A 25,838-nucleotide genomic window follows, 5' to 3' on the forward strand; every position below is an offset into this window, starting at 1 on the left:
ACGCCGGGCCGCCGGGGCTGTCAGTCCCGTTCGCAGACGAAGATCGCGGTGCCGGGGATCAGGTTGCCGCGCAGCGGGGACCAGCCGCCCCACTCGGAGGTGTTCCAGGCCGGCCACTCCGGCTCGACCAGGTCCACGAGCCGGAACCCGGAGGACACGAGGTCCCGGACCCGGTCACCGATCGTGCGGTGGTGCTCCACATAGACGGCGCGCCCATCGTCGTCCTGCTCCACATAGGGAGTGCGGTCGAAGTAGGACGCCGCCACGGACAGCCCCTCCGGACCCGGCTCGTCCGGGAACGCCCAGCGGATCGGATGCGTCACCGAGAACACCAGCCGCCCGCCCGGCCGCAGCACCCGCCGCACCTCGCGCAGCACCAGCCGGGGGTCGGCCACGAACGGCAGCGCCCCGTACGCCGAGCACACCACGTCGAAGGAGGCGTCCGCGAAGGGCAGCGCGCCCGCGTCCGCGCACACGAGCGGGAACGCCGAGCCGATGCGCAGCGCGTGCTGGAGCTGCCGGTGGGAGAGGTCCAGCGCGACCGGACGGGCACCCTGGGCGGCCAGCCAGCGCGCGCACTGCGCCGCGCCCGCGCCGATCTCCAGCACGTCCCGGCCCTTCAGCTCCTCCGCCGGGCCGAGCAGCTCGGCCTCCACCTCGTCCAGCCCCTCCGGGCACCAGACGAAGCGGTCGTCACCGAGGAAGGTGCCGTGCTCGACCTGGTACTCGTCGGCGTTCCGGTCCCACCAGCCCCGGTTGGCGCTGCTGCTCTCCGCGACCCCCGCGTCACGGCGGGTGGCTTCCGGCTCGGACCCCTCCGGGTCGTGCCCCACAGGCTCTTGGATGATCGGCTCCCTCGTCGTACTCTTCCGTCCAACCGGCCCGCCGGACGCGTGTCACGGAAGGGATCGCGCGGTCACGCGCGCCCAGTTGGGCGATTCTTCAGCCTGGTATGCGGCGATCCGTCCGCGGTGTGCGGCTTCGCGCATTGACCCTGCCCGGCTGCCCCCGTATGCTACAAGTTGCGCTGCGGGCCTGCGCACCTCAGACGTAGCAGGTCGCGCTCGCATCTGTATGTATCCCTCGGTTGTCGAGGCGCCACCGGGCACCCGGTGCTTGTGGCGCTTCCTTGGCTGTCCGGCTTCTGCAGAGCGAAACGGGCTCCCGGCGTAAGCAGTACCTACGACTTCAATGTCCGTACCGGAGCCCTTTCCCACATGACGAGCAGCACCGAGACCACCGCCACCACCCCGCAGGTTGCGGTCAACGACATCGGTAACGAGGAAGCCTTCCTCGCCGCGATCGACGAGACGATCAAGTACTTCAACGACGGCGACATCGTCGACGGCGTCATCGTGAAGGTCGACCGGGACGAGGTCCTGCTCGACATCGGTTACAAGACCGAAGGTGTCATCCCGAGCCGCGAGCTCTCGATCAAGCACGACGTCGACCCGAACGAGGTCGTCAAGGTCGGCGACGAGATCGAGGCCCTGGTTCTCCAGAAGGAGGACAAGGAAGGCCGCCTGATCCTCTCGAAGAAGCGCGCCCAGTACGAGCGCGCCTGGGGCACCATCGAGAAGATCAAGGAAGAGGACGGCATCGTCACCGGTACCGTCATCGAGGTCGTCAAGGGTGGTCTCATCCTCGACATCGGCCTCCGTGGCTTCCTGCCGGCTTCCCTCGTCGAGATGCGCCGTGTCCGCGACCTCCAGCCCTACGTGGGCAAGGAGCTCGAGGCCAAGATCATCGAGCTGGACAAGAACCGCAACAACGTGGTCCTGTCCCGCCGCGCCTGGCTGGAGCAGACCCAGTCCGAGGTTCGCCAGACGTTCCTCACCACCCTCCAGAAGGGTCAGGTCCGCTCCGGCGTCGTCTCCTCGATCGTCAACTTCGGTGCCTTCGTGGACCTGGGTGGCGTCGACGGTCTGGTGCACGTCTCCGAGCTCTCCTGGAAGCACATCGACCACCCGTCCGAGGTTGTCGAGGTCGGCCAGGAAGTCACCGTCGAGGTTCTCGACGTGGACATGGACCGCGAGCGCGTCTCCCTGTCGCTGAAGGCGACCCAGGAAGACCCGTGGCAGCAGTTCGCCCGCACCCACCAGATCGGCCAGGTCGTGCCCGGCAAGGTCACGAAGCTGGTTCCGTTCGGTGCGTTCGTCCGCGTGGACGAGGGCATCGAGGGTCTGGTCCACATCTCCGAGCTGGCCGAGCGCCACGTGGAGATCCCGGAGCAGGTCGTCCAGGTCAACGACGAGATCTTCGTCAAGGTCATCGACATCGACCTCGAGCGTCGCCGCATCAGCCTCTCGCTGAAGCAGGCCAACGAGGCCTTCGGTGCCGACCCGGCCTCGGTCGAGTTCGACCCGACCCTGTACGGCATGGCCGCGTCGTACGACGACCAGGGCAACTACATCTACCCCGAGGGCTTCGACCCCGAGACCAACGACTGGCTCGAGGGCTACGAGACCCAGCGCGAGGCGTGGGAGGGCCAGTACGCCGAGGCGCAGCAGCGCTTCGAGCAGCACCAGGCCCAGGTCATCAAGTCCCGCGAGGCGGACGAGAAGGCCGCTGCCGAGGGTGGCGACACCGCGGGTGCGGCTCCGGCCGCGTCCGGTGGCGGCTCCTACTCCTCCGAGGGTGCGGACACCTCCGGTGCCCTTGCTTCGGACGAGGCGCTTGCCGCGCTGCGTGAGAAGCTGGCGGGCGGCCAGAGCTGAACGCTCACCGCTGAGGCTTAGCCACTCAGGTTGACTTGAGGGACCCGTACCTTTTCAGGTGCGGGTCCCTCAGGCGTTTCCGGGTGCGTTGTCGGGTGCCGGGCCGTGGGGGCTGAGCGCGCAGTTCCCCGCGCGCCTTGGGGGAGTTGGCGTGAGCGTCTCTTTCAAGTGATCAAGGGAATGCGCCAAGGGCCTCTGGTGTTGAGAACGGTGGACACTAGGAGGGGCGGTCATCGTGGTTGATCCGCAGGGTTTGTTCGCTTGGGAGCCGAAGGGGCTTGCCGTGGTGGACATGGCGTTGGCTCAGGAGTCGGCCGGGCTGGTCATGCTCTACCACTTCGACGGGTACATCGACGCGGGGGAGACGGGCGACCAGATCGTCGAGCGTGTCCTCGACACGCTGCCGCACCAGGTCGTGGCCCGGTTCGACCACGACCGGCTGGTGGACTACCGCGCCCGCCGTCCGCTGCTGACCTTCCAGCGGGACAGTTGGACCGACTACGAAGTGCCGGCCATCGAGGTCCGCCTCGTGCAGGACGCCACCGGTGCGCCGTTCCTCGTGCTGTCCGGGCCCGAGCCCGACGTGGAGTGGGAGCGGTTCGCGCTCGCCGTGCAGCAGATCGTGGAGCGGCTCGGCGTCCGGCTGTCCGTCAACTTCCACGGCATCCCGATGGGCGTGCCGCACACCCGTCCCGTGGGCCTCACCCCGCACGGCAACCGGACCGACCTCGTCCCCGGACACCGCAGCCCCTTCGAGGAGGCCCAGGTGCCGGGCAGCGCCGCCGCGCTGCTGGAGTACCGGCTCAGCGAGGCCGGGCACGACGTCCTCGGTGTCGCCGCGCACGTCCCGCACTACCTCGCCCGCTCCGCCTACCCGGACGCCGCGCTGACCGTGCTGGAGGCGATCACCGCCGCCACCGGCCTCGTCCTGCCCGGCGTCGCCCACGGCCTGCGCACCGACGCCCACCGCACCCAGACCGAGATCGACCGCCAGATCCGCGAGGGCGACGAGGAACTGACCTCGCTCATCCAGGGCCTCGAGCACCAGTACGACGCGGCCGCCGGCGCCGAGACCCGCGGCAACATGCTCGCCGAGCCCGTCGACATCCCCTCCGCCGACGAGATCGGCCGCGAGTTCGAGCGGTTCCTCGCCGAGCGGGAGGGCGAGGCGTAAGCCTCCTGGCAGGAGGGTCTAGGCTGCCCGGCATGTTGAAAGTGGGGCTGACCGGTGGCATCGGGGCCGGCAAGAGTGAGGTGTCGCGGCTGCTCGTGGAGCACGGGGCCGTGCTGATCGACGCGGACCGGATCGCGCGGGAGGTCGTGGCACCGGGGACACCGGGTCTTGCGGCCGTGGTGGAGGCGTTCGGGCCGGAGATCCTCGCCGAGGACGGCTCGCTGGACCGGCCTCGGCTCGGGTCCATCGTCTTCGCCGACCCCGAGAAGCTGGCCGTCCTCAACTCGATCGTGCACCCCCTGGTCGGCGAGCGGTCCCGCGAACTGGAGAGCGCCGCGAGCGACGACGCCGTCGTCCTGCACGACGTACCGCTCCTCACCGAGAACGCTCTGGCGCCGCTGTACGACCTCGTCGTCGTCGTGGACGCGAGCCCCGAGACCCAGCTCGACCGGCTGGTCCGGCTGCGCGGGACGACCGAGGACGACGCCCGCGCCCGCATGGCCGCCCAGGCGACCCGTGAGCAGCGTCGCGAGATCGCCGACATCGTGATCGACAACGACGTGCCGCTGGACGCGCTGGAGAAGCGGGTCGCGGAGGTCTGGGCCGAGCTGACCCGGCGCGCGGCCGCGCGGAGCGCCGGCGCGGAATAGCCGTTCCGCTCCGAGGCGTTGGAACGGCGGAGTGAGGGAAGGACTTCGCCGTGCCCGAGATCAATGGTTCCGCCGGACGTACGCCGGAGACGGATGTCATCGACTTCCGCGCCGCCGAGCACCTGCTCGACGCGCGGGACCCCAGGGGCGCGGTGAAACTGCTCGACGAAGTGATCGCCGCCCACCCCGAGAACACCGCCGCCCGGCTGCTGCGGGCGCGCGCCTTCTTCGCCGCCGCGCAACTGCGGCCCGCCGAGCTCGAGTTCACGGTGGTGCTGGAGCGCGAGCCGGACAACGCCTTCGCCCACTTCGCGCTGGGCCGCACCTATGAGCGCCAGGGCCGGCCCGGTCAGGCCCGACGCCACTTCCGGCTGGCCGCCGCGCTGGATCCCAACCCGGACTATCTGCGGGCGGCCCGCTTCGACTCCTGAGCCCGTCCTTCCCGGCTAATGGTGCCGGGGCGCGGGCAGGCGGGGGAATCCTCGCCGCCGCCTCGGCCGTACCGCCGGCTCGTCGTGCGCCGGCTCGTACGGGGGGACGTCGCGGCCGGGCTGGTAGTGCGGGCCCTGCCGCAGATGGCGGAGGACCAGGACCAGGTCGACCGTGACCACCAGCCACAGCACGGCACACGCGACCGCCCAGCCGGTCCGTCCGGTGAGGGCGAAGGCCACGGTGCCGAAGACGGTCCAGGCGAACCCCCACACGCTCAGCCACAACCGCGCCCGCAGCGCACTGCGCGCGGTCGTCGGTTCACTGCCGGTACGCATCCGATCACCACCTCTCTGGCAACGTACTCCGGTTCCCGAGACGGTGTGAATTGACTCGAACGAGTGGTTCGGGGCGGGACGGGAACGGCCGAGCGAAGATCGCCCGTTCTTCCGGCATGACAGTCGAGATGCGTGAAGGACATCAGGGCACCGGCCCCGGAGCGATCACCCCGGACGGCTGTGCGGTCGAACTGTACGCCCGCTTCCCACCGGGCGACGAACCGGACGTCATCGCCGCCGCGGTGCCCGCCGGGGCGCACATCCTGGAGCTGGGCAGCGGCGCGGGCCGGGTCACCCACGCGCTGCTGGAGCGCGGCTTCCGGGTGACCGTGGTGGACGAGTCCGCCGAGATGCTGGAGCGGGTGCGCGGGGCGGAGCGCACCATATGCACGCCCATCGAGGACCTGGACCTGGGCGAGCGGTTCGACGTGGTCCTGCTCGGCTCGTTCCTGGTCCACACCGCCGACCCGGCGCTGCGCCACGCCCTGCTGGACGCCTGCGCCCGCCATGTGGCTCCGGGCGGCCGCGTGCTCATCCAGCGGGAGGGCGCGGACTACCACGAGAACGTGCCGAGGGAGCGCGTCGACCCCCGGGGCTTCACCGTCCGGATCGCCTCGGTGGAACCGGTCGGCGACGGGGTCAACTCGGTGCGGGCCGAGTACACCTTCCCTGACGCCACCTGGACCCAGACCTTCCGCAGCAGGCCCCTGACGAAGGAGCAGTTCGAGGTCGCGCTGGGGGAGGCGGGGCTGAGCGTGGACGCCGAGCTGACCGATGACGGGACGTGGGTGCGGGTGGTGCCGGTGGGCTGAGGGGGTCGGTCGGGGCACCCGGTCGGTCGGGGCACCCGGACACCGGTGGCTCAGCGGCCCGGCCGGCGCCTGCCGTGGGCGTCCGGGGCGACGACGGGAGCACCGGGGGCGTCCGGCGTGGCCAGGCCGCGCAGGCGTTCCAGTTCGCGGCGGTCCCGCTTGGTCGGGCGGCCGGTGCCCCGGTCGCGGATGCCGACGGGGGCGACCGCCTCGCGGGGCGGCGGAGGAGGTGAGTTGTCGATGTAGCACTGGGCGGCCACCGGAGCGCCGACCCGCTTGCGGATCAGCCGTTTCACGATCACCACGCGCTCCCGGCCCTCGTGCCGCAGCCGCACCTCGTCACCCACCCGCACGGAGTACGCGGGCTTCACCCGCTCCCCGTTCACATGGACATGGCCGCCCCGGCACGCGGTGGCACCCAGCGAACGCGTCTTGACCAGGCGCACCGCCCAGATCCAACTGTCGATCCGCACCGTCTCCCCGGCGGCGAGCCCCGCGGCCTCGGCGGCGGCCACCGCGGCGGCGGTGCCGGGGTCGGGCGCCGGTGCCTCGGAGGCGGCGGCCCCCTGGGTGCCGTCGGCGGCCGGGTCCTGTGAAGCGAGTGCCATGCTGCCGACCCTAACGCTCCGCCGCGCCGGGCCGGTACGGCGTTTCCCACCACTCCCACGCCCCGCCCCGGATGCGGCCCACCCGCGCACCCCGGAGGCTGTTGCCGAGGTCGGGCCGGGAGCGAGGAGGGGACATGGAGACGGAGGCCGAGGAACCGCCCCGGCACCGGCGGACGTTCACCTTCCCCAGCGCGCTCACCGTCCTCGCCGTCGTCACGATCGCCGTCTGGCTGCTCGCCTTCCTCATCCCGCCGGGGCAGTACGACCGGGACGCGGCGGGCGCCCCGGTGCAGGGGACGTACCACCGGGTCTCCTCCGGGGAGTCCTTCGTCGACCGGCTCAACGACCTGTTCCTCTCCCCGGTCAACGGGCTGTACGGCCTTCGGGACCCGAGGACCGGGCTGGTGGGTCCGGACCTGGCGGGTGAGCTGTACGGCGCGGCGGGGGTGTTCCTGTTCGTGCTGGCCATCGGCGCGTTCATCACCGTCGTGTTCGCCACCGGCGCGCTGGACCGGGGCATCGCCCGGCTCGCGCACCGGCTGCGGGAGCGGGGCGCGCTGCTGATCGCCGGGATCATGGTGGTGTTCTCGGTGCTCGGCACCGTGGAGGGCTTCGCCGAGGAGACCCTCGGCTTCTACGGCCTGATCGTGCCGCTGATGCTCGCTCTCGGCTACGACCGGATGGTGGCCGTCGGCGCGATCATCCTGGGCGCGGGCGTCGGGGTGATGTGCTCGACGGTGAACCCGTTCGCCACCGGCGTGGCCTCCTCGGCGGCCGACATCTCGCTGGGGGACGGCATCGCGCTGCGGTTCGTGATGTGGGTGGCGCTGACGGCCGTGACCGTCGCCTACGTCATCCGGTACGCCCGGCGGGTACAGCGGGACCCGGCGCGCTCCCTCACCGGCTTCCTGCCCGGCGACCGTGAGCACGCCATCGAGGCGCCGGACGCGGAACCGGAGCTGACCGGGCTGCACCGGGCGGTGCTGGCCATGATGGTCCTGGTCTTCGCGTTCATGATCTTCTCGGTCGTGCCCTGGTCCAGCGCGCTCACCGGGAAGGCGGACGCCATCCCGTACGGATTCGAGCTGGGCTGGTCCTTCCCCGAGCTCGCCGCGCTCTTCATCTGCGCGGCCGTGCTGGTCGGACTGGTGGCGCGAATGGGGGAGCAGCGGCTCAGCGCCACGATCGTGCAGGGCGCGGCCGACTTCATCTCGCCCGCGCTGGTGATCGTGCTGGCCCGGGGCGTCACCGTGATCATGAACAACTCGAAGATCACCGACACGGTGCTGCACTCCATCGAGGGCGTGGTGAGAGGCACCTCGTCCGGTGTCTTCGCGGTCATCGTGTTCGTGGTCAACCTGCCGCTGGCGTTCCTGATCCCCTCCACCTCCGGCCATGCCACGCTCGCCATGCCGATCCTCGCCCCGCTGGCGGACTTCGCCGGGGTGTCCCGGGCGGTCGTCGTCACCGCCTGGCAGGCGTCCAGCGGCTGGATGAACCTGTGGGTGCCCACCACCGCCGTCGTCATGGGCGGTGTCGCGCTCGCCAAGGTGGGCTACGACAAGTACCTGCGGTTCGCGTGGCCGCTGCTGGCCGTGCTGTTCGCGCTGATCTGCGGGTTCGTCGCACTGGGAGCGGCGTTCACCTGACCGGACTGGCTACCGTGAAGGGCATGGACGACAGTGGTGGCCTCGCCCGGCTGGACCGGCGCGTGAGCGAGTGCCGGGCCTGCCCGCGCCTCGTGGAGTGGCGCGAGGAGGTGGCCCGTACCAAGCGGGCCGCGTTCGCGGACTGGACGTACTGGGGTCGCCCGGTGCCCGGCTACGGCCCCGCCGACGCCCGGCTGGCGATCATCGGGCTGGCGCCCGCCGCGCACGGCGGCAACCGCACCGGCCGCATGTTCACCGGCGACCGCTCCGGCGACGTGCTCTACCAGGCCCTCTACGACCTGGGCCTCGCCTCCCAGCCGACCTCGGTCGGCATCGACGACGGGCTGGAACTGTACGGCGTCCGCGTCACCGCGCCCGTGCACTGTGCCCCGCCCGCCAACAAGCCGACCCCTGGCGAGCGCGACACCTGCCGGCCCTGGCTGGTCCAGGAGCTGAAGCTGCTCCGGCCGACGCTCCGGGCCGTCGTGGTGCTCGGCGCCTTCGGCTGGCAGGCGGCGCTGCCCGCGCTCACCGAGGCGGGTTGGACCGTACCCCGTCCCCGCCCCGCCTTCGGCCACGGCACCCACGTCCCCCTCGAAGGCGGCCTGGACCTCTACGGCTGCTTCCATGTCAGCCAGCGCAACACCTTCACCGGCCGTCTCACCCCGGAGATGCTCCGCGAGACCCTGGGCGCGGCGGCGCGAGCGGCGGGCCTGCGGTAGCGGGTCAGGGCTGCCAGACGTACCGCACGTCCGGCTCCCGTTCCTCGTTGTCGCGGCCGTCGGTGCGCTCCACGGCGACGAAGCCGTGGCGCTCGTAGAAGCGGTGCGCGGGCTCGTTCACCTGGAAGGTCCACAGCGTCAGCCCGGCCGGCACGCGCTCCTTGGCCAGCGCCACGAACCGGTCGCCGAGGCCGCGTCCGCGGTGGGCGGGGTCCAGGTAGAGCTGGGACAGCAGGTCCCCGTCGAGCACCATCATGCCGACGATCGCGCCGTCCTCCGCCTCGGCCACCCAGGTCTCGCGCAGCGGGATCACCACGTCCCGGACGTGGGCGCGGACCTCGTCGTCCGAACGGGGGCGGACGACCGTGGGCAGGGCGGCGGCGAAGGAGCGCAGCCAGACGTCGGCCGTGGCGGGTGCGTCCGCCGGGACGGCCCGGCGCAGCAGGACCGTCACTCCCCCGCCTCCGGGATCGCGGCCGTGGCGGTGATCTCCACCAGTTGGCCGGTGTAGCCGAGGCAGGCCACGCCGAGCAGGGTGGAGGAGTGCGGGCCCTTGCTGAGGCCGGACGCCTCCACCACCTCCCACACCGACGAGAGCACCGAGGGCTGGTCGCTCACCACGTACACCTCGGTCACCAGGACGTGCTCCAGATCGCTGCCCACGGCCCGCAACTGCTGGCGCAGATTGGCGATCACCTGCCCGGCCTGGCGTACCGGATCGCCGGGCCCGACCAGTTCGCCCCGCTCGTCCAGCGGGACCGCGCCCGCGAGGAAGGCGAGCCGGGTGCCCGCCTCCACGACGGAGGCGTGGGAGTAGGTCGGCGGCGGGAAGAGACCGGGCACGGTGACACGGCGGATCATGGCGGCTCCCTCGAAGCGCGGGCGGACGACCGCCCATCATTGGGCGCCCGGAGCCGCCCGCGCATCCGATTAATGACGACAGAAAGGAACCGCCGTGCCCGCCCTCTCCGACGCCGACTTCCTCTCCGCCACCGCCGACCGCCTCGCCGGGCTGCCCACCGTGCGGGCCGTCGCGCTCGGCGGGTCGCGGGCCCAGGGCACGCACACCGAGGCCAGCGACTGGGACCTCGCCGTGTACTACCGGGGCGACTTCGACCCTGGTGATCTGCGCGCCCTCGGCTGGGAGGGCGAGGTCTCCGAGGTCGGCGGCTGGGGCGGCGGGGTGTTCAACGGCGGGGCGTGGCTCACCGTGGAGGGCCGCCGGGTCGACGTCCACTACCGGGATCTCGACACCGTCGAGCGTGAGCTGGCCGAGGCGGAGGAGGGCCGCTTCCGGGTCGAGCCCCTGCTGTTCCACCTCGCCGGGATTCCCACGTATCTGATCGTCGCCGAGCTGGCCGTCAACCAGGTGCTGCGCGGCACCCTGCCCCGCCCCGCCGGCTACCCGGACGCACTGCGCCGTACCGCCCCCGAGCGCTGGCGGGGCACCGCCCGGGCCACCCTCGGCTACGCCCGCGCCAACCACGCCCCGCACGGCCGCCTCACCGAGGTCGCCGGCGCGCTGGCCACCGCCGCCGCCCAGGCCGCGCACGCGGTGCTGGCCGAACGCGGGGAGTGGATCACCAACGAGAAGCGGCTGCCGCAACGCGCCGGACTGCGCCGGATCGACGAGGTGACCGGCGCCCTCACCCCCGGCACCCTGGTGCGCGCGGTGACCGAGGCGGAGGAGATCCTGCTCACGCCGCCGGGGCATCTTTCACCTCCCCGAAACCCGGGCGTCGCATCCACCGCCGCGCCACCCCCTACCCTGGAGTGACCCCCCACTCGGCCACCGTCGTCCGAAGGCCCCCGCCCTCGTACGAACAGGAGCCCCGTGTCGCGCCCCGCCGTCCGGTCACTTCCGCCCTGGCTCGCCCACGCCTTCCGCGCCCAGCGCGGCCCCGTGCCCTGGAGCGCGGTGGTCCGGGGCGCCCTCGCCGCCGGACCGCTGCTGCTCGTCGGAGTCCTCGCCGGACTGACCGCCGAGGGCGTCCTCGCCGCGATCGGCGCGATGCTCGCCGGGATCAACGACCGCCCCGGCAGCAGGCGCGCCTCCGTCGGAAGCCTCGGCACCCCCGCCCTGGCCGGCGCCCTCGGCCTGCTCGCCGGCACCTACGGCGGACAGCACCTGTCCGCCGTACCGCTCACCGTCGCCCTGACCGTGCTCGGTCTGCTGGCCGGCTCGATCAGCGCCGTCGGCCCGGTCGCCTCGGCGGCCGGCACCCAGCTCCTCGTCACCGCCGCCATCGGCGCGGGCACCCCCGCGGGCCCGCCCGCCTGGCAGGGCGCCCTCGCCTTCCTCGCCGGAGCGCTCTGGCTGCTCCTGCTCCGCCTCGCCCTGCCCACCCCCGGCTCGCTCGCGGGCGACTTCCGCTTCGACGGCGAACGCCAGGCGGTGGCCGACGTGTACGACGCCGTCGCCGCCCTGCTCGACGCGGCCGGTACCGACACCGCGCCCACCCGCCGGGCCGCGCTCACCGCCGCCCTCGACCACGCGCAGGACGCCCTCGCCGGACCCCGGATGCGCCGCCACGCCGCCTCCGCCGCCGAACGGCGCCTGCATACCCAGTACCGGGCCGCGCTGCCCCTGGCCGAGGCCGCCACCGCGCTCGCCTGGGCCGGTGACCCCCTCTCCGCGCGGGCCTCGGCGGGCCCCCGGCGGCTCGCCGTCGCCGTCCGCGAGAACAGCGCCGCGGGGCCGCTGCCCGCCCCCACCCGCGCCGCGCCCGCCCTGCGCGCCCTCGACGACGCCCTGCTGCGCGCCGCCGAGGCGTTCGACCGCGCCGGCAGCGCCCGCCACCTCACCCTCGGCCGGCGCGGCAGCCTGCGCGGCGCGCGGCGGGCCATGTTCGGCACGGCGGGCCGCGAGTACGGGCTGCGCGTCGCCCTCTGCTTCGGCGCCGGAGCCGGCATCGCCCAGGCCCTGCACCACACCGGCTGGTACGGCAGCCACCCGCACTGGTACTGGCTGCCCCTCACCGCCGTCTTCCTCGTCAAGCCCGACCTCGGCCCGCTGGTCTCCCGCGTGCTGTGCCGGGCCGCCGGGACCGTGTTCGGCGCGCTGGTGTTCGCCGCCCTGGCCGCGCTGCTGCCCAGCCCGGCGGGGCTGATCGTGCTGGTCACGGTGTGCGGCGCGCTGCTGCCCGTCTCCACCCGGCACTTCGCCGCGCTGACCGCCGTCGTCACCGTGCTCGTGCTCGCCCTGATCATGGTCGGCGGGGAGCCGCAGGCGTGCCTCGGGAGGATCGCCGAGACCATGGTGGCCTGCGCGCTCGTCCTGATCGTCGGCCACCTGCCGATGCCGGGCCGCCACGGCGCCGGGGTCCGCGCCCGGCTCGCCGTCGCCGGGGGCGCCGCGCACGCCTACCTCGTGCACGTCCTCGCCGAGACCGGCGACCACACCGAGCGCTGGGCGCTGCGCCGCGAGGCGTACCGCACGCTCGCCGAGGCCCGTACCGCCATCGCCGTCTCCGCCGCCGAACTGCCCACCCTGGCCCGGCACACGCAGGGCACCGACCAGGTGGCCGCCGTACTGGAACGGCTCGTCGACACCACCACCGCCTGCGCGGTCCACCTGGACGACACCGGCCGCCTCACCCCCCGGCACACCGGCCAGCTCCAGTCGGCGCTGCGGGAACTTGAGGCCGGGGGCCGGGACTGGACCGGGCTCGGCACGGCCGCGTAACCGCCCCCGGAAAAAAAGTCCGCCGCACACCGATGAGTTGTGCCCCCGTCCGCGGTCAGCACCCCGAACGGACCGTCGGACAGGAGGGCTCATGTCGTTTCCGGAGATCGTCACCCGCGAGCGGTGGCGGGCGGCGCGCGAGGAGTTACGGCGCAAGGAGGAGGCCGTCGAGCGGGCACGGGCCGCGCTCGGCGCCGAGCGGCAACGGCTGCCCATGGTCGAGGTCGACACGGAGTACGTCCTCGAGGGCGGCGACGGCAAGGCCACCCTGCTCGACCTGTTCGGGGACCGCACCCAGCTCGTCGTCCACCACTTCATGTTCGCGCCGGAGCAGGAAGCCGGCTGCCCCTGCTGCGCGGCCTTCCTCGACCAGCTCGGCCACCTCGCCCACCTCCGGGCCCGCGACACCGCCTTCGCGGCCGTCTCGCTCGCGCCCTTCACCCGGCTGCTGCCCTTCAAGGCGCGGATGGGCTGGACCGTGCCCTGGTACTCCTCCTGCCACAGCGACTTCAACCGCGACTTCGAGGCGACCGTGGACCGCGACGGCGCCCTGGCCGAACGCCCCGGCCTGAGCTGCTTCCTGCGCGACGGCGACCGCGTCTTCCACACCTACTCGGTGTACGACGACGCCCTGGACGGCATCGGCGCCCTCTCCGGCCTGCTCGACCTCACCGCCCTCGGCCGCCACCCGCACGCCGGCGACCGGCTCCGCCTGCACGACGAGTACGACCACTGACCGGCCGGTGTCGTTCCGTGTCCGTCCGGGCACCGAACGCGCCCGCCCCTGTCTTGTGGTGAGCGGACGTTCACGTTCGGCTGTGAACCGGTGTCGGCTATGTCTCAGTCCCGTCACCGGGCGAGGCGATCACCCCCTCCAGCGCGTTGACTTCGGTAAGTACGACGCAGGACTGGAGGTGCGAGATGGTGAACGGGCGGACCGTGCTCGAACGCTTTCCCGCAGGCGGCCCGCGCGGCTCATGGCCCGCGGAGGAGTTCGCGCACGCGCGACGGCAGGAAGGGGTGGCGGCCGAGGTCGTGATGGACCTGGCGACCGACACCTTCCTGGTGATCCTGCGCGGCGCCGACGGCGTGGACTGAGAGCGGCTCAGCCGGGCTTCGACGCGGGGAGGGCAGCGGCTCAGCCGGGCTTCGGCGCGGGGACGGGGGCGGTGAACTGCCCGGCCTGGAGCGCGTACAGCTCCGCGTACACCCCGCCCCGCGCGAGCAGCTCCTCCGGGGTGCCGGACTCCACCAGCCGGCCCTGCTCCAGCACATGCACCAGATCCGCGTGCCGGACCGAGGCGAGCCGGTGCGTGATCAGTACGACGGTCTGCCCGCTGCCCGCCAGCGCCCGGATCTTCTCGAACACCGCCAGCTCGGCCCGCGCGTCCAGCGCCGCCGTCGGCTCGTCCACGATCAGGATGCCGCCGCGCCGGTAGGCGGCCCGCGCGATCCCGAGCCGCTGCCACTGGCCCCCGGACAGCTCGTGGCCGCCGGTGAAGTTACGGGCCAGCAGGGTGTCCAGGCCACGCGGCAGACCCGCGACCACCTCCTCGGCACCGGCCTCCGCGACCGCCGCCGCCAGCCGCTCCTCGGTCAGCGGGACGGAGGAACGGCCCACCGCCACGTTGACCCGCGCGGTGAAGGGCCACCGTTTGAAGTCCTGCGCGACCATCGCCACCCGCTCGGCCAGCAGCCGCCGGTCCGCCCGCGCCGCGTCCACGCCGTCCCACAGCACCCGCCCCCGGTCCGGCGCGTACAGGCCCGCGAGCAGCTTGACCAGGGTCGTCTTGCCCGAACCGTTCTCGCCGACCAGCGCGATGATCCGGCCCATGGGCAGGCTGAGGCTCACCCCGTCCAGCGCGGGCCGCGCCGACTCGCCCGGATAACCGAAGGTGACGTTCTCGAACCTGATCTCCTTCGGCTCCTCCGGCAGTTCCTCCCCGCCCACCGGGATCGCGCGCTCGGCCGCCTCCACGTACAGCCGCTTAAGATCCCCGACGAACAGCGCCTCCTCGTGCAACTGGTTGATCTCCAGCACCAGCGTGTCCAGGCTCCCCGACCCGGTACGGATGGCGATGACCGCCGTACCCGCCACCGACAGCGCCATCGCCCCGGCCAGCAGCAGCGCGCCCAGAGTGGCGTAGGTGGCGAGCGTGGCCAGCCCCGTCCACGCGGCCGCCGCCAGCCCCGTGCGGGCCGCGAGCCGGGAGAGCCGGGCCTGTTCGGCCTCCGCCGTCTCCGACATCGCCCGGTAGTGCCGCAGCAGGAACGGGCCGACCCCGTGCACCCGGATCTCCGGCGCCGCCCCCGGCTCGGTGAGCAGACTGCCGATGAGCTGCCCGGCCCTTACGTGCTGCACCCAGGTGTGGAACGACTCGTAGCGCCGCCGCGCGTTGGTCAGGGCGCTCCAGGCGCTCGGCAGCGTCATGGTGACCAGCAGCGGCAGCAGCGCGGGGTGCAGCACGGTCAGCACACCGGCCGCCGCGACCAGCGAGATCAGCGCGTTGATCACCCGCGCGCTGTAGGAGATCATGTGGCGCGCCGAGCGGGCGCCGTACTGCGCGGTGTCCAGCAGCTTGTGGAAGGCGTGGTCCTCGATCGCGGCCAGCTCAACATTGGCCGCCCGCTCCAGATACAGCTCGGTCGCCACCCGCTCCACCTTGGGCTCCAGCCGCCCGGTGGCGTACGTGGAGGCCGCCCGCAGCAGCGCCGCGACCAGCGTCGTCGCCGCCATCACCGCGAGGGCGGGTACGGCGGCGCGCAGCCGGTGTTCGATGTCCGGGCCGGTGAGCAGACTGCCGAGCGCGCTGTTCACGGCCAGCAGGCTCACCGCCTGAGCCACACCCCGGCCCACCTCGGCGGCGAGCACGGTACGGGCGGCCCTCGGGTCCGCCTGCCGGGCCAGCTCCAGACTGGACGCCAGCATGCCGGGCAGCCGCCGCACCATCGAGCGGAGGCTCAGCTCCAGGAAAGCGTCGGCGTGCTCGTTCCAGCCCATGTCGTACCGGAGGGGGCCGCCGAAGAGCAGCCGCTCCGACTCCGAGACCTCGGGGCCGTCCGGGTCCTCTGGTTCCCCTGGCTCGTTCCGTCCCCGCCGCTGCCGCACCGCGGACCTCCCCCTCGCCGTGACCGAACGGCCACTATCCCCGCGGGCACCCGGCACGGGCAGAGCGCGAGCGGGGGCAACGGGGGCGTACGGGGGTGTGCGCGGGGCGGGGTGCCGTACGGGGGGCGCGTGCCGTCAGGCCGATATGGGGCGGGACCAGTCCGGGGTGGTGCCGGTGACCCGGCACAGGGCCAGGTAGAGCGGGATCGGTGGGGTGTAGGGGATCGTGCCGGCCGGGCGGCGCAGCAGATGGGCGGTGCGGGGGACGGGGGCGCCGGGGGCGTACTGGGCGGGGGCGGGCCAGGGCAGCGCGTAGTCGGAGTCCGCCGGGACGAGCCACCACCAGCGGCCGCCCTCGGCGTACACACAGCCCACCCGGGGGAGTCGGGGGACGATCAGGGCGGCCAGGCGGTCGGGCATGGCGACGGCGTCGCAGCCGAGCGGGGCGGTCATGCCCTCGGGCACCGGCGGCCCGGGGACCCGGTCCGGGGCGGGGCGGCCGCGTCCGAGCCGGACCAGGGTGTTCAGGCCGAGCGGCTGCCCGGCGGCGCCGGTCACGACCGGCTCCAGGCTTCGGCCCGTTCGGCGGCGTGGGCGTACTGCTCCGGCACCCGGATGTGGCGGGCGGGGGTGGAGCGTACGTCCTCGCCGGGCGCGCGGGCGGGGTCGGGCTTGCCGCGCGTGCCCCAGCCGAGGTCGTGGCGGGGCTCGGTGGCGGTGCGGGTGCCGGTGTTGCCGGTGTCCGTGTGTGCCGGGGTGTCGGGGTGGCCGTCCGTGGCGGGGCCGCGGTCCAGCTCGGCCCAGACCAGCAGGCCCGGTCCGTACTCCTGGGCACCCCAGGCCCGGCACAGCGCGGCGACGAGAAGCAATCCCCTCCCGTGCTCCTCGTCGGGCCGCTGCTGTGCCGGGTGGGGCTCGCCGGGCGCGCATCCCTCGTCCCGCACGGCGATGCGAACCAGGCCGTCGTGGTCGGCCAGTTCGCACACCACACGACTGCTCGCGGTGTGCACGACGGCGTTGGTGACCAGCTCGGAGACGACCAGAACCGCGCTTTCGCAGGTGTCCGCGCACACCGACCAACCGGTCAGCCGGGTCCGCGCCAGGCGTCTGGCCTGGGCAGGGGAGCCCGGATGCGCGGCCAGCTCGAAGCGGAACCGGCGGCCGGCCCCGGCCGTTGCCGGTGCCGGTGCGACGCCGGGACGGGAACGGTCTGCGGCGGAGTCTGTTCCTAAGGGCGCGGACGGAATCACGCTTGCCACTATCTCCCCGCCGTGAACACTTGGCAAGTGTCACTCTGAAAAATGCAGAGTGCGGTATGACGCGGTGAACGGCCGTGGCACACTGCTCGCAACAGCACCTCGCGCGGCGCCAATTGGGACCTTCGCCGATCCGTCCGGATCGTCGAATGCGTCTTCGAACGGCGCCGCAGGGCTGTCGGGGTTCCTTCACCGGGTATCCCCGCCCAGGCAACCGGTATCCCTTCCGTCGGAGGTGGCAACGTGAGCGAACCGCGGTCCGCGCCGACCGTGGGTCAGGTGGTCCTCGGCCGCCGCCTGCTGGACCTGCGGGAACGCGCCGGGCTCAAGCGCGAGGAGGCCGCCCGCGTCCTGCGCGTCGCCCCCGCCACCGTGCGCCGCATGGAGATGGCCGAGGTCTCCCTCAAGATCCCGTACCTCCAACTCCTGCTGAAGTCCTACGGCGTTCCCGACGACGAGGCCGAACTCTTCGTCCAGCTCGCCGAGGAGGCCAACCGGCCCGGCTGGTGGCAGCGGTTCCACGACATCCTGCCCGGCTGGTTCTCCATGTACGTCAGCCTGGAGGGCGCCGCCGCGCTCATCCGCTCCTACGAGCCGCACTTCGTCCCCGGCCTGCTCCAGACCGAGGACTACGCGCGCGGCGTGCTCAGATCCGGCGCCATCGGCCAGACCAGCCCCGACGACATCGAGCGCCACGTCGACCTCCGGATGCGCCGTCAGGAACTCCTCACCCGCCCCGACGCGCCCCGCTTCTGGGCCGTGATGGACGAGACCGCCCTGCGCCGCCCGGTCGGCGGCCCCGAGGTGATGCGCGCCCAGCTCGACAAACTCCTGGAGGCCACGACGCTGCCCGGCGTCACCCTCCAGGTGGCCCCGTTCGCCAACGGACCGCATCCGGGCACGTACGGCCCCTTCGTACTGTTCCGGTTCGCCATGCCCGAACTCCCGGACATGGTCTACAGCGAGTACCTGACCGGCGCGGTGTACCTCGACGCGCGCTCCGAGGTGGCCACGCACCTGGAGGTCATGGACCGCATGGCGGCGCAGGCCGCCACGGCACAACGCACGAAGGAGATCCTGCGGGATCTCCGCAAGGAGCTGTGAATGGATCGCATCAATCCGCGCCGCCGCGTCTACAACGGCATGCCCGCGCGGGAACTGGGCGCCGTGGGGTGGCACAAGCCCTGGAGCGGCGGCAACGGCGGCAACTGCCTGGAGGCCATGAAGCTGGCCGACGGCCGCATCGCCGTGCGCCAGTCCACCGACCCGGACGGACCCGCGCTGATATACACCACCGCCGAGATGACCGCCTTCATCGAGGGCGCGAAGGCGGGAGAGGCGGACTTCCTGCTCTCCTGAACGGCTGTCACTGTTTTTGACTCTGCGCACCACCCTTGCCCGCCGCCCCCGTCCCGTCCCCTCCCCTTCTGGTCCGGCCGATGGCTACACCGCCATCGGCCGGTCGTACGGCGAGATCGGCGCCTCCAGCCGCGACTCACCCATCAGATACCGGTCCACGGCCGCCGCCACCGCCCGGCCCTCCGCGATCGCCCACACCACGAGCGACTGACCGCGCCCCGCGTCCCCGGCGGCGAACACGCCCGGCACGTTCGTGGCGAACTGCCCGTCCCGCGTGATCGTGCCGCGCGGCTCCGTCTCCAGCCCCAACTGGTCGATGAGACCGTCCGCGCGGTCCGGGCCGGAGAAGCCCAGCGCCAGCAGCACCAGGTCGGCGGGCAGCACCCGCTCGGTGCCCGCCACCGGCTGCCGCCGCTCGTCCACCTCCACCAGGTGCAGCTCCTTCACCCGCCCCCTCTCGTCCCCGGTGAACCGGAGTGTGGACGCCGCGAACAGCCGGGCGTCCGCGTCCGCCGCCGGAGCGGTCCGCAGCTCACCCGCCTCCTCGTGCGCGCCGGAGAGACGATAGAGCTTCGGGTACGTCGGCCACGGCTCCACCTCCGCGTCCCGCTCCCCACCCGGCCGGGCGTAGATGTCCAACTGGGTCACGGACGCGGCACCCTCGCGCACCGTCGTCCCCAGACAGTCGGCCCCGGTGTCCCCGCCACCCACGATCACCACATGCCGCCCGGCCGCCGACAGGGGATTGACCTTTAGGTCGCCCGCGCACACCCGGTTGGCGTGCGGCAGGTACTCCATCGCCTGATGGACCCCCGCCAACCCCCTTCCCGGCACTGCCAGTTCCCGCCACGCCGTGGCACCCGTGGCGATCACCATCGCGTCGTACCGCGACCGCAGCTCCGGCGCCGGCACGTCCCGCCCGACCGCCGTCGACGTACGGAACCGCGTCCCCTCCGCCCGCATCTGCTCCAGGCGCCGGTCCAGGAAGCGCTTCTCCATCTTGAACTCGGGGATGCCGTACCGCATCAGCCCCCCGATCCGGTCGTCCTTCTCGTACACCGCCACGGTGTGCCCCGCCCGCGTGAGCTGCTGCGCGGCGGCCAGCCCGGTCGGCCCCGACCCGATCACCGCGACCGTCTTCCCGGACAGCCGGTCCGGCGGCCGGGGCGGCACGAACCCCTCCTCCCAGGCCCGCTCTGCGATCGCCCACTCCACGTTCTTGATCGTGACGGCGGGCTGGTTGATGGCCAGCACGCACCCCGCCTCGCAGGGCGCCGGACACAATCTGCCGGTGAACTCGGGGAAGTTGTTCGTCGCGTGCAGCCGCTCGCTCGCCGCCCGCCAGTCCGACCGGGCCACCAGGTCGTTCCACTCGGGGATCAGGTTCCCCAGCGGGCAGGCTTCGTGGCAGAAGGGGACCCCGCAGTCCATGCACCGGTTCGCCTGCGCGCTGACGATCGGCAACAACGCCCCCGGCACATAGACCTCGTCCCAGTCCTGGACCCGTTCCGCCACGGGCCGCCGCGGCCACTCCTGGCGCGGCGTCCTCATGAACCCCTTGGGATCGGCCATGGGCGTCTTCCTCGCGGACGTGTACCGGGGTACGGAGGGCACTGGGGGTACCACGGGCCGTGCGGCATCGGGCGGGGGTCACTCGGCGGTCGCCCGGCACGGACGCGACCCCGTCCCGGTGTTCTTCCGGCCACGATACGTCGCCACCGACCCCCGCGCAGGGCGGCGGAGGCCACCTTTCCGCACTCCACGGGCCACCGGCCCGCGCTCGCGAACCACTGCTCCCTCGCTCCACTCCCGTCACTCCTCTCCCTGCTCTCGTCCCGTTTCCACCACCTCCCGCGCGGCCGGCTCCCGCCACTCCCGCAGCACTCCCTCGACGGCGTCGGCGATCCGGCCGCGCGCCTCGCGCCGGGGCACCCCGCTCATCAGCAGCCCGTCGTACGGCGTGTCCAGATGCCGTACCGACGCCACCACCGCCGAGGTCACCGCCGCCTCCGACAGCGCCCGCCCGGCCGCGCTCCGCCCGACCCGTCCGCTGCCCCGCAGGGCGGCGTGCCCGGCGACCGCCCGCGCCCGGTCGGCCGGACAGCCGGGGAACAGCCGCCCGATCTCCGCCGCGAACTCCGCGACGAAGCGCTCGTCCTCCGCCACTCGGCGCCGCGCGTCCCGTCCCCGGCGCCGCCGCCGGGCCTCCGCGTCCGCCAGGCACCGCTCCTCCGCCCGCGCCAGCGCGGCCTCCTCCACCAGCAGGCCCTGGCGCTCGTACCGGCCACGCCGCCGCGCGAACCGCACCACCACCGCTGACAGCGCGCTCTCCTCCCGCGCCCTGCGGGTCAGTGCGGCATCCCCGCGCGGCAGGAACACCAGGTGCCCCAGATCCGCGCAGTCGAGGCAACGCGGCACCCCGTCCTCCAGTACCAGCAGCGCCAGCGGACCCTGCCGACAGGCCGCGCAGTGCTTTCGCCGCTGCGGCTGGACCACGACCGGGCCGCCCCCGGCATCGGGCAGTGCGGGGGAGCGTGGCTCCACGCGACGGCGTGTACCTGCGGGACGTGCCATACGCGGTTCATTCCCCGCCACCGGCCCGCCCTCCCGCACGGGCGGGGCCACTCCTCCTTTCCCTCCTCTCCCTCCTCCTTTTCCGTCCGCTTCCGGCTTCCCGGCATCATGGGCGTGTGCGACTCGAAGCGATCACCTGGGAGCGGCTGGCCGAGCGGCTCGCCGACCGGATTCTGGCGCTGGAGCCCGCCGACGGCAGCCCCTGGCCGCGCGTGGGCCTCGACGGAGCGCCCGCCGCCGGGCCGGGCGACCTCGCCACCCGTGTCTCCGAGGCGCTCCGGGTACGCGGCCGGCCTTCACTGGTCGTCGGCGCCGAGGGCTTCCTGCGCCCCGCCTCCCTCCGCCTGGAGCACGGGCGGCGCGACGAGGAGTCGTACTACAGCGGCTGGTTCGACACCGGCGCGCTGTGGCGCGAGGTCCTCGGCCCCCTGGACGCCGGGGGCGACGGGCGGGTGCTGCCCGACCTGTGGGACCCGGTCACCGACCGCGCCACCCGCAGCTCCTACGTCCAGCTACCGCCCGGCGGGGTCCTGCTCCTGCACGGCCCCCTTCTTCTCCAGCACTGGTTCCCCTTCGACCTGACCGTCCACGTCCTGCTGTCGTCCGGCGCCCTGCGCCGCCGCACCCCCGACACCGACCACTGGACGCTCCCCGCCTTCGCCCGCTACGAGACGGAGACCGACCCCGCCGCCACGGCCGACGTCGTCGTACGCGCCGACGACCCGAGGCACCCGGCCTGGAACGGCTGACCCCGCGCGCCGGACCCGGAGGGCCGGCGTGTCAGAACCAGCCGTTGCGCCGGAAGCCCCGCCAGAGCGCGACACAGGCCAGCGCGGTGATGCCCATGATCAGCGGGTAGCCGTAGTGCCAGCGTGTCTCCGGCATGTACTTGAAGTTCATGCCGTACACACCGCAGACCATCGTCGGCACCGCGACGATCGCTGCCCAGGCCGTGATCTTCCGCATGTCCTCGTTCTGCGCGACCGTGACCTGGGCCAGGTGCGCCTGGAGGATGGAGTTGAGCAACTCGTCGAACGCGGCGATCTGGTCCTTGGCCCGTATCAGATGGTCCATCACATCGCGGAAGTACGCCTGTATCTCCGGGTCGACCACCCTCATCGGCCGGGTGGCCAGGTCCTCCACCGGGCGTACCAGCGGCACCGCGGCCCGTTTCAGTTCGAGCAGTTCGCGCTTGAGCTGGTAGATCCGCCCCGGATCGGCCCGTCCGCCCTCTTCCGAGAAGACATCCGTCTCGACCTGCTCGACATCGCCCTGCACCGCGTCCGTGACGTTCAGATACTCGTCCACCACATGGTCCGCGACCGCGTGCAGCACGGCCGACGGGCCCTTGGCGAGCTGACGCGGGCGCGACTCCAACTCCTCGCGCAGCGGCCCCAGTGAGCCATGGTGGCCGTGCCGCACGGTGATGACGAAGTCCTCGCCGACGAACACCATGATCTCGCCGGTGTTCACCACCTCGCTCGTCGACGTCAGCTTCTCGTGCTCCACGTAGCAGACCGTCTTCAGCACCGCGAAGAGTGTGTCGCCGTACCGCTCCAGCTTCGGGCGCTGGTGGGCCTCCACCGCGTCCTCCACCGCCAGCGGATGCAGGTCGAACAGCTCGGCGACATCGGTGAATTCCTCGGCGGTCGGTTCGTGCAGACCCAGCCAGACGAAACCGTCGCCGGTGTTGCGGACCGTCTTCACGGCGTCCACCACATCGGCGGAGCCCGGCACGCGTATGCCGTCCTGATACGTCACGCAGTTCACGACCGAGGAACCCAGCGGCGACCTGGCCGGGTGGCTCAGGTCCACACGCGGCCGACGCCGGGCCAGACCGGCCACTTTGCGCAGGCCGCCGACCTTGCTCAGCTTTGTGACTTTCCGCAGATTCCCCGCCATCGACATCTGGATCTCCTTGCCTGGATCTCCGCACGTGACACCTTTCGTGCCCTGCCCGGTCAGTCTGCCAGTCCGCCGAGAAGGCCGGGGAAGCCTGTGGGAACAGCAGATTCCGCTTGGTTCCCGCCTGTGGACAGAGGGTCGGCCACCTCGGACCCGGCGACCGGCTGGGACGATGCGGAGCATGACGCCATCGGACGGATACCTCCTGGACAACCGGCAGACCGAGGCGGGCGAACGCTTCGACGCCTTCGCCTCGCTCTTCGATCCCACCACGTTCCGCCACCTCGAACGCCTCGGCATCGGCCCCGGCTGGCGCTGCTGGGAGGTCGGCGCCGGTGGTACCTCCGTCGTCTCCTGGCTCGCCCGGAGGGTCGGCCCGACCGGCGCCGTCCTCGCCACCGACATCGACACCTCGCGCATGGACACGGTGGCCCGGCCGCCGGTGGAGGTCCGGACCCATGACGTGGGCGCCGAGGAGCCGCCCGGCCGGGGCTTCGACCTTGTGCACGCCCGGCTCGTGCTCGTCCATGTCCCGGACCGGGAGCGGGCGTTGCGTTCCATGATCGACGCGCTGCGGCCCGGCGGCCGGCTGCTGATCGAGGACGCCGACCCGGCCCTGCAACCCCTGACCTGCCCCGACGAGCACGGCCCCGAGGAGCGGCTCGCCAACCGGCTCCGCCAGGGCTTCCGCCGGCTCCTCGCCGAGCGCGGCGCCGACCTCTCCTACGGGCGCCGGCTGCCGCGGTTGCTCCGTGAAGCCGGGCTGCGGCAGGTCGAGGCCGACGCGTACTTCCCGCTCACCTCACCGGCGTGCACCGCTCTCGAACTGGCCACGGTCCGTCAGATCCGGGGGCGTCTGGTCGAAGCGGGGCTCGCCACCGACGAGGACATCGACCGCCACCTCGCCAATGTGGCAGCGGGCGGCATGGATCTGGCCACGGCGCCGATGATCTCGGCGTGGGGGCGCAAGGTCTGAGCCTCAGTGTCAGGGGGTCTGCGGCGCCCGCTCGTCGTCGTCCGGGCGCGGCGGCCGGCCGCCCACCCGTTCCACCGCCCGCGCCCCGGCCCGGCACCCCCACTCCGCCGCCACCTCCGCCCGGGCGCCCGCCAGCAGAGCCACGAGGAACGCGCCGGTGAACGCGTCGCCGGCACCCGTACTGTCCAGCGTGCGGGCCAGTACCGCCGGGACCCGGGCGCTCACCACCCCCGACCGCGCCACCAACGCCCCCTCCGCCCCCGACTTGGCCACCACCACCGGCCCGAGCCCGCTCAACTCCGCCGCCGCCTCGGCCCAGTCGGACACGCCCGTGAGCAGGCACGCCTCGTCCCGGCTGGGCAGCAGCACATCGAGCTGCTCGGCGAACTCCAGGAACCGGTCCGCCCCGAACCGCGCGAGGAACCCCGCCGAAGCCGGGTCCAGGCTGACCGGCACCCCGCGCGCACGCGCCGACGCGAGCGCGGTCTCGGCCAACGCCCGGCTGGACTCGGCGAACAGCAGGTACCCCGAGAGATGCAGCCGGGCCACCCCGTCGAGCAACCGCTCCGACCAGTCGGCCGGTTCGAGCCGCAGCGAAGCCCCGCTGGACGTGAGGAACGTGCGCTCGGCCGCCGCCTCGCCGTCGACCAGGCAGATCACCGTGCCGGTCGGCGCCACCGGGTCCACCACCAGCCGAGGCCGCACCCCGGCCGTCAGCAGCTCCCGCTCGTGCCACCGCACCGCGTCCGCGCCCACCCGCGCCAGCAGCCGTACGTCCGCGCAGCCCGCGTCGGCGGCCCAGCACGCCACATTGGCGCCCGCGCCGCCCGGCAGCGTCCGGATCGCGGCGACGGTGTCGGTGCGCGCGGCGAGGGGGCCCCGGTGCCGGGCCACCACGTCGGTGATCACGTCCCCGACGACCAGCAGCCCTCCCGCCGGGCCGCCGGTCACCTCATCGCCCACGACGTGGCGATCCGCGCCGCCAGCTCCACGTTGCCGCGCACCGCGGCCAGGTTGGCGCGCAGCGACGCCCCGTCCGTGTGCCGGACGAGATGAGCCAGCAGGAACGGGGTGACGGCCTGGCCGGTGATCCCCTCCTCCTCGCAGGCCCGCAGCGCCTCGGAGAGCACGCGCGCGTGCAGCTCGGGATCGAGCTGCTGCTCAGGTGGCACGGGGTTGGCCACGATCAGCGCCGACTCCGGTGCGCCGAGCGTGTCCTGCGCCCGCATGACCTCCGCGACCTGCTCCGGGTCCCGCAGCGTCCAGTCCACCGGATGGCCCGAGTCGGACAGATAGAAGCCGGGGAACCGCTCGGTGCGGTAACCCGCGACGGCCACGCCCAGCGTCTCCAGCCGCTGCAAGGTGGCCGGGACGTCCAGGATCGACTTCACGCCCGCGCACACCACGGTGATCCGGGTCCGGGCCAGCAGCCCCAGGTCGGCCGACTCGTCCTGCGTCGCCGTCCACTGCCGGTGCACCCCGCCCAGCCCGCCGGTGGCGAACACCCGGATGCCGGCCAGCGCCGCCAACTGGGCCGTCGCCGACACCGTGGTGGCTCCGCTCGCCCCGGACGCCATGGCGAGCGGCAGATCCCGGTGACCCAGCTTGCGGATGCCGTCCTCATTGGCGACCCGCTCCAACTGGCTCTTGTCCAGCCCGACATGGGGCTGTCCGTCGAGTACGGCGATCGTCGCGGGCACGGCCCCCTCGCGCCGGACCACGTCCTCCAGCTCCAGCGCCACCTGGAGATTGCGCGGGCGTGGCAGCCCGTGCGCGATGATCGTGGACTCCAGCGCCACCACCGGCCGTCCGGTGCCTGTCGCCTCCCGGACCTCCTCCGACAACACCAGCACCATGCGCCCGCCTCCCGTCCGT

At 73.1% G+C, this 25,838-nt stretch carries 28 protein-coding genes; 15 read left to right on the top strand and 13 right to left on the bottom strand.

Annotated features, from left to right (window positions below; genetic code table 11):
- Positions 1 to 20: 20 nt before the first annotated feature.
- On the bottom strand, positions 21 to 833 hold the full coding sequence (locus OG448_RS23000; protein ID WP_405556490.1) for a class I SAM-dependent methyltransferase: 813 nt from the start codon (positions 831 to 833) through the stop codon (positions 21 to 23).
- A 384-nt stretch (positions 834 to 1,217) separates the two neighbouring features.
- Here OG448_RS23000 and rpsA point away from each other — a divergent pair, with 384 nt between their 5' ends.
- The 4 genes from rpsA (at position 1,218) to OG448_RS23020 (ending at position 4,972) form a co-directional block, all read left to right on the top strand.
- Positions 1,218 to 2,717: a 30S ribosomal protein S1 gene (gene rpsA, locus OG448_RS23005; RefSeq protein ID WP_030809881.1), complete on the top strand. Its 1,500-nt coding sequence runs from the start codon at positions 1,218 to 1,220 to the stop codon at positions 2,715 to 2,717.
- Between the two features lie 235 nt (positions 2,718 to 2,952).
- Entirely contained in the window at positions 2,953 to 3,891 is a 939-nt protein-coding gene (locus OG448_RS23010) for a PAC2 family protein (RefSeq protein WP_405556492.1), read from the top strand.
- Positions 3,892 to 3,923: 32 nt separating this feature from the next.
- Positions 3,924 to 4,541, top strand: a complete 618-nt coding sequence (gene coaE / locus OG448_RS23015; protein ID WP_405556494.1) for a dephospho-CoA kinase — start codon at positions 3,924 to 3,926, stop codon at positions 4,539 to 4,541.
- A gap of 50 nt (positions 4,542 to 4,591) precedes the next feature.
- Entirely contained in the window at positions 4,592 to 4,972 is a 381-nt protein-coding gene (locus OG448_RS23020; RefSeq protein WP_135785462.1) for a tetratricopeptide repeat protein, read from the top strand.
- Positions 4,973 to 4,987: 15 nt separating this feature from the next.
- Here the strand turns inward: OG448_RS23020 and OG448_RS23025 are convergent, their stop codons facing one another.
- On the bottom strand, positions 4,988 to 5,308 hold the full coding sequence (locus OG448_RS23025) for a DUF6343 family protein (RefSeq protein WP_405556496.1): 321 nt from the start codon (positions 5,306 to 5,308) through the stop codon (positions 4,988 to 4,990).
- Positions 5,309 to 5,436: 128 nt separating this feature from the next.
- Between OG448_RS23025 and OG448_RS23030 the strand changes: the two genes are divergently transcribed.
- Positions 5,437 to 6,120 (top strand): class I SAM-dependent methyltransferase, encoded by a 684-nt coding sequence (locus OG448_RS23030; RefSeq protein WP_405556498.1) that lies wholly within the window; start codon positions 5,437 to 5,439, stop codon positions 6,118 to 6,120.
- Positions 6,121 to 6,170: 50 nt separating this feature from the next.
- Here OG448_RS23030 and OG448_RS23035 read toward each other — a convergent pair whose 3' ends face one another.
- Positions 6,171 to 6,728: an RNA-binding S4 domain-containing protein gene (locus OG448_RS23035; RefSeq protein ID WP_405556500.1), complete on the bottom strand. Its 558-nt coding sequence runs from the start codon at positions 6,726 to 6,728 to the stop codon at positions 6,171 to 6,173.
- Positions 6,729 to 6,862: 134 nt separating this feature from the next.
- Here OG448_RS23035 and OG448_RS23040 point away from each other — a divergent pair, with 134 nt between their 5' ends.
- Both OG448_RS23040 and OG448_RS23045 read left to right on the top strand, forming a co-directional pair.
- Positions 6,863 to 8,377 (top strand): YfcC family protein, encoded by a 1,515-nt coding sequence (locus OG448_RS23040; RefSeq protein WP_405556502.1) that lies wholly within the window; start codon positions 6,863 to 6,865, stop codon positions 8,375 to 8,377.
- Positions 8,378 to 8,400: 23 nt separating this feature from the next.
- On the top strand, positions 8,401 to 9,099 hold the full coding sequence (locus OG448_RS23045) for a uracil-DNA glycosylase (RefSeq protein ID WP_405556504.1): 699 nt from the start codon (positions 8,401 to 8,403) through the stop codon (positions 9,097 to 9,099).
- A 4-nt stretch (positions 9,100 to 9,103) separates the two neighbouring features.
- On the opposite strand, the gene OG448_RS23050 is transcribed toward OG448_RS23045, so the two are convergent.
- Both OG448_RS23050 and OG448_RS23055 read right to left on the bottom strand, forming a co-directional pair.
- A complete protein-coding gene (locus tag OG448_RS23050; protein ID WP_405556506.1) occupies positions 9,104 to 9,553 on the bottom strand; it encodes a GNAT family N-acetyltransferase in 450 nt (149 codons plus the stop codon).
- Positions 9,550 to 9,960: a RidA family protein gene (locus OG448_RS23055; protein ID WP_405556508.1), complete on the bottom strand. Its 411-nt coding sequence runs from the start codon at positions 9,958 to 9,960 to the stop codon at positions 9,550 to 9,552. Before OG448_RS23055 ends, OG448_RS23050 begins: the two co-directional genes overlap by 4 nt.
- 94 nt (positions 9,961 to 10,054) lie before the next feature.
- Between OG448_RS23055 and OG448_RS23060 the strand changes: the two genes are divergently transcribed.
- The 4 genes from OG448_RS23060 (at position 10,055) to OG448_RS23075 (ending at position 13,882) form a co-directional block, all read left to right on the top strand.
- A complete protein-coding gene (locus tag OG448_RS23060; RefSeq protein WP_405556510.1) occupies positions 10,055 to 10,876 on the top strand; it encodes a nucleotidyltransferase domain-containing protein in 822 nt (273 codons plus the stop codon).
- 57 nt (positions 10,877 to 10,933) lie between these two features.
- The gene (locus tag OG448_RS23065) at positions 10,934 to 12,784 is read left to right on the top strand and encodes an FUSC family protein (RefSeq protein WP_405556512.1); all 1,851 of its coding nucleotides are present in this window, start codon (positions 10,934 to 10,936) and stop codon (positions 12,782 to 12,784) included.
- A 91-nt stretch (positions 12,785 to 12,875) separates the two neighbouring features.
- Complete coding sequence (locus OG448_RS23070; RefSeq protein ID WP_405556514.1) at positions 12,876 to 13,520, top strand: DUF899 domain-containing protein; 645 nt, start codon at positions 12,876 to 12,878, stop codon at positions 13,518 to 13,520.
- A gap of 185 nt (positions 13,521 to 13,705) precedes the next feature.
- The gene (locus tag OG448_RS23075) at positions 13,706 to 13,882 is read left to right on the top strand and encodes a hypothetical protein (RefSeq protein WP_405556516.1); all 177 of its coding nucleotides are present in this window, start codon (positions 13,706 to 13,708) and stop codon (positions 13,880 to 13,882) included.
- 40 nt (positions 13,883 to 13,922) lie between these two features.
- On the opposite strand, the gene OG448_RS23080 is transcribed toward OG448_RS23075, so the two are convergent.
- The 3 genes from OG448_RS23080 to OG448_RS23090 all read right to left on the bottom strand — a co-directional run bounded on the left by OG448_RS23080 (position 13,923) and on the right by OG448_RS23090 (position 17,152).
- A complete protein-coding gene (locus OG448_RS23080; RefSeq protein ID WP_405558904.1) occupies positions 13,923 to 15,785 on the bottom strand; it encodes an ABC transporter ATP-binding protein in 1,863 nt (620 codons plus the stop codon).
- 243 nt (positions 15,786 to 16,028) lie between these two features.
- Positions 16,029 to 16,451, bottom strand: coding sequence for a hypothetical protein (locus OG448_RS23085; protein WP_135785451.1), 423 nt, complete (start codon positions 16,449 to 16,451; stop codon positions 16,029 to 16,031).
- Positions 16,448 to 17,152 carry an ATP-binding protein gene (locus tag OG448_RS23090; RefSeq protein WP_405556518.1) on the bottom strand — a complete coding sequence of 235 codons (705 nt, stop codon included), beginning with the start codon at positions 17,150 to 17,152 and terminating at the stop codon, positions 16,448 to 16,450. Before OG448_RS23090 ends, OG448_RS23085 begins: the two co-directional genes overlap by 4 nt.
- Positions 17,153 to 17,392: 240 nt before the next feature.
- On the opposite strand from OG448_RS23090, the gene OG448_RS23095 reads away from it, so the two are divergent.
- Both OG448_RS23095 and OG448_RS23100 read left to right on the top strand, forming a co-directional pair.
- Positions 17,393 to 18,253, top strand: coding sequence for a helix-turn-helix transcriptional regulator (locus OG448_RS23095; protein WP_031182847.1), 861 nt, complete (start codon positions 17,393 to 17,395; stop codon positions 18,251 to 18,253).
- Entirely contained in the window at positions 18,254 to 18,508 is a 255-nt protein-coding gene (locus OG448_RS23100; RefSeq protein ID WP_030809830.1) for a DUF397 domain-containing protein, read from the top strand.
- An 84-nt stretch (positions 18,509 to 18,592) separates the two neighbouring features.
- On the opposite strand, the gene OG448_RS23105 is transcribed toward OG448_RS23100, so the two are convergent.
- Positions 18,593 to 20,080, bottom strand: a complete 1,488-nt coding sequence (locus OG448_RS23105) for a glutamate synthase subunit beta (RefSeq protein WP_405556520.1) — start codon at positions 20,078 to 20,080, stop codon at positions 18,593 to 18,595.
- A 240-nt stretch (positions 20,081 to 20,320) separates the two neighbouring features.
- Positions 20,321 to 21,082 carry a DUF2293 domain-containing protein gene (locus tag OG448_RS23110; RefSeq protein WP_405556522.1) on the bottom strand — a complete coding sequence of 254 codons (762 nt, stop codon included), beginning with the start codon at positions 21,080 to 21,082 and terminating at the stop codon, positions 20,321 to 20,323.
- 116 nt (positions 21,083 to 21,198) lie between these two features.
- Between OG448_RS23110 and OG448_RS23115 the strand changes: the two genes are divergently transcribed.
- Positions 21,199 to 21,831, top strand: coding sequence for a uridine kinase (locus OG448_RS23115; RefSeq protein WP_405556523.1), 633 nt, complete (start codon positions 21,199 to 21,201; stop codon positions 21,829 to 21,831).
- Positions 21,832 to 21,862: 31 nt separating this feature from the next.
- Here the strand turns inward: OG448_RS23115 and OG448_RS23120 are convergent, their stop codons facing one another.
- Entirely contained in the window at positions 21,863 to 22,990 is a 1,128-nt protein-coding gene (locus OG448_RS23120) for a magnesium and cobalt transport protein CorA (protein WP_405556525.1), read from the bottom strand.
- A gap of 178 nt (positions 22,991 to 23,168) precedes the next feature.
- On the opposite strand from OG448_RS23120, the gene OG448_RS23125 reads away from it, so the two are divergent.
- Positions 23,169 to 23,963 carry a methyltransferase domain-containing protein gene (locus tag OG448_RS23125; RefSeq protein WP_405556527.1) on the top strand — a complete coding sequence of 265 codons (795 nt, stop codon included), beginning with the start codon at positions 23,169 to 23,171 and terminating at the stop codon, positions 23,961 to 23,963.
- A gap of 9 nt (positions 23,964 to 23,972) precedes the next feature.
- Here the strand turns inward: OG448_RS23125 and OG448_RS23130 are convergent, their stop codons facing one another.
- Together OG448_RS23130 and OG448_RS23135 are read right to left on the bottom strand one after the other, a co-directional pair.
- Positions 23,973 to 24,926 carry a carbohydrate kinase family protein gene (locus OG448_RS23130; RefSeq protein ID WP_405556529.1) on the bottom strand — a complete coding sequence of 318 codons (954 nt, stop codon included), beginning with the start codon at positions 24,924 to 24,926 and terminating at the stop codon, positions 23,973 to 23,975.
- On the bottom strand, positions 24,911 to 25,819 hold the full coding sequence (locus OG448_RS23135) for a pseudouridine-5'-phosphate glycosidase (protein ID WP_405556531.1): 909 nt from the start codon (positions 25,817 to 25,819) through the stop codon (positions 24,911 to 24,913). Before OG448_RS23135 ends, OG448_RS23130 begins: the two co-directional genes overlap by 16 nt.
- Positions 25,820 to 25,838 lie beyond the last annotated feature (19 nt).

Origin of the sequence: Streptomyces sp. NBC_01171 (genome assembly GCF_045039805.1) — a bacterium.
Taxonomy (GTDB): Bacteria; Actinomycetota; Actinomycetes; order Streptomycetales; family Streptomycetaceae; genus Streptomyces.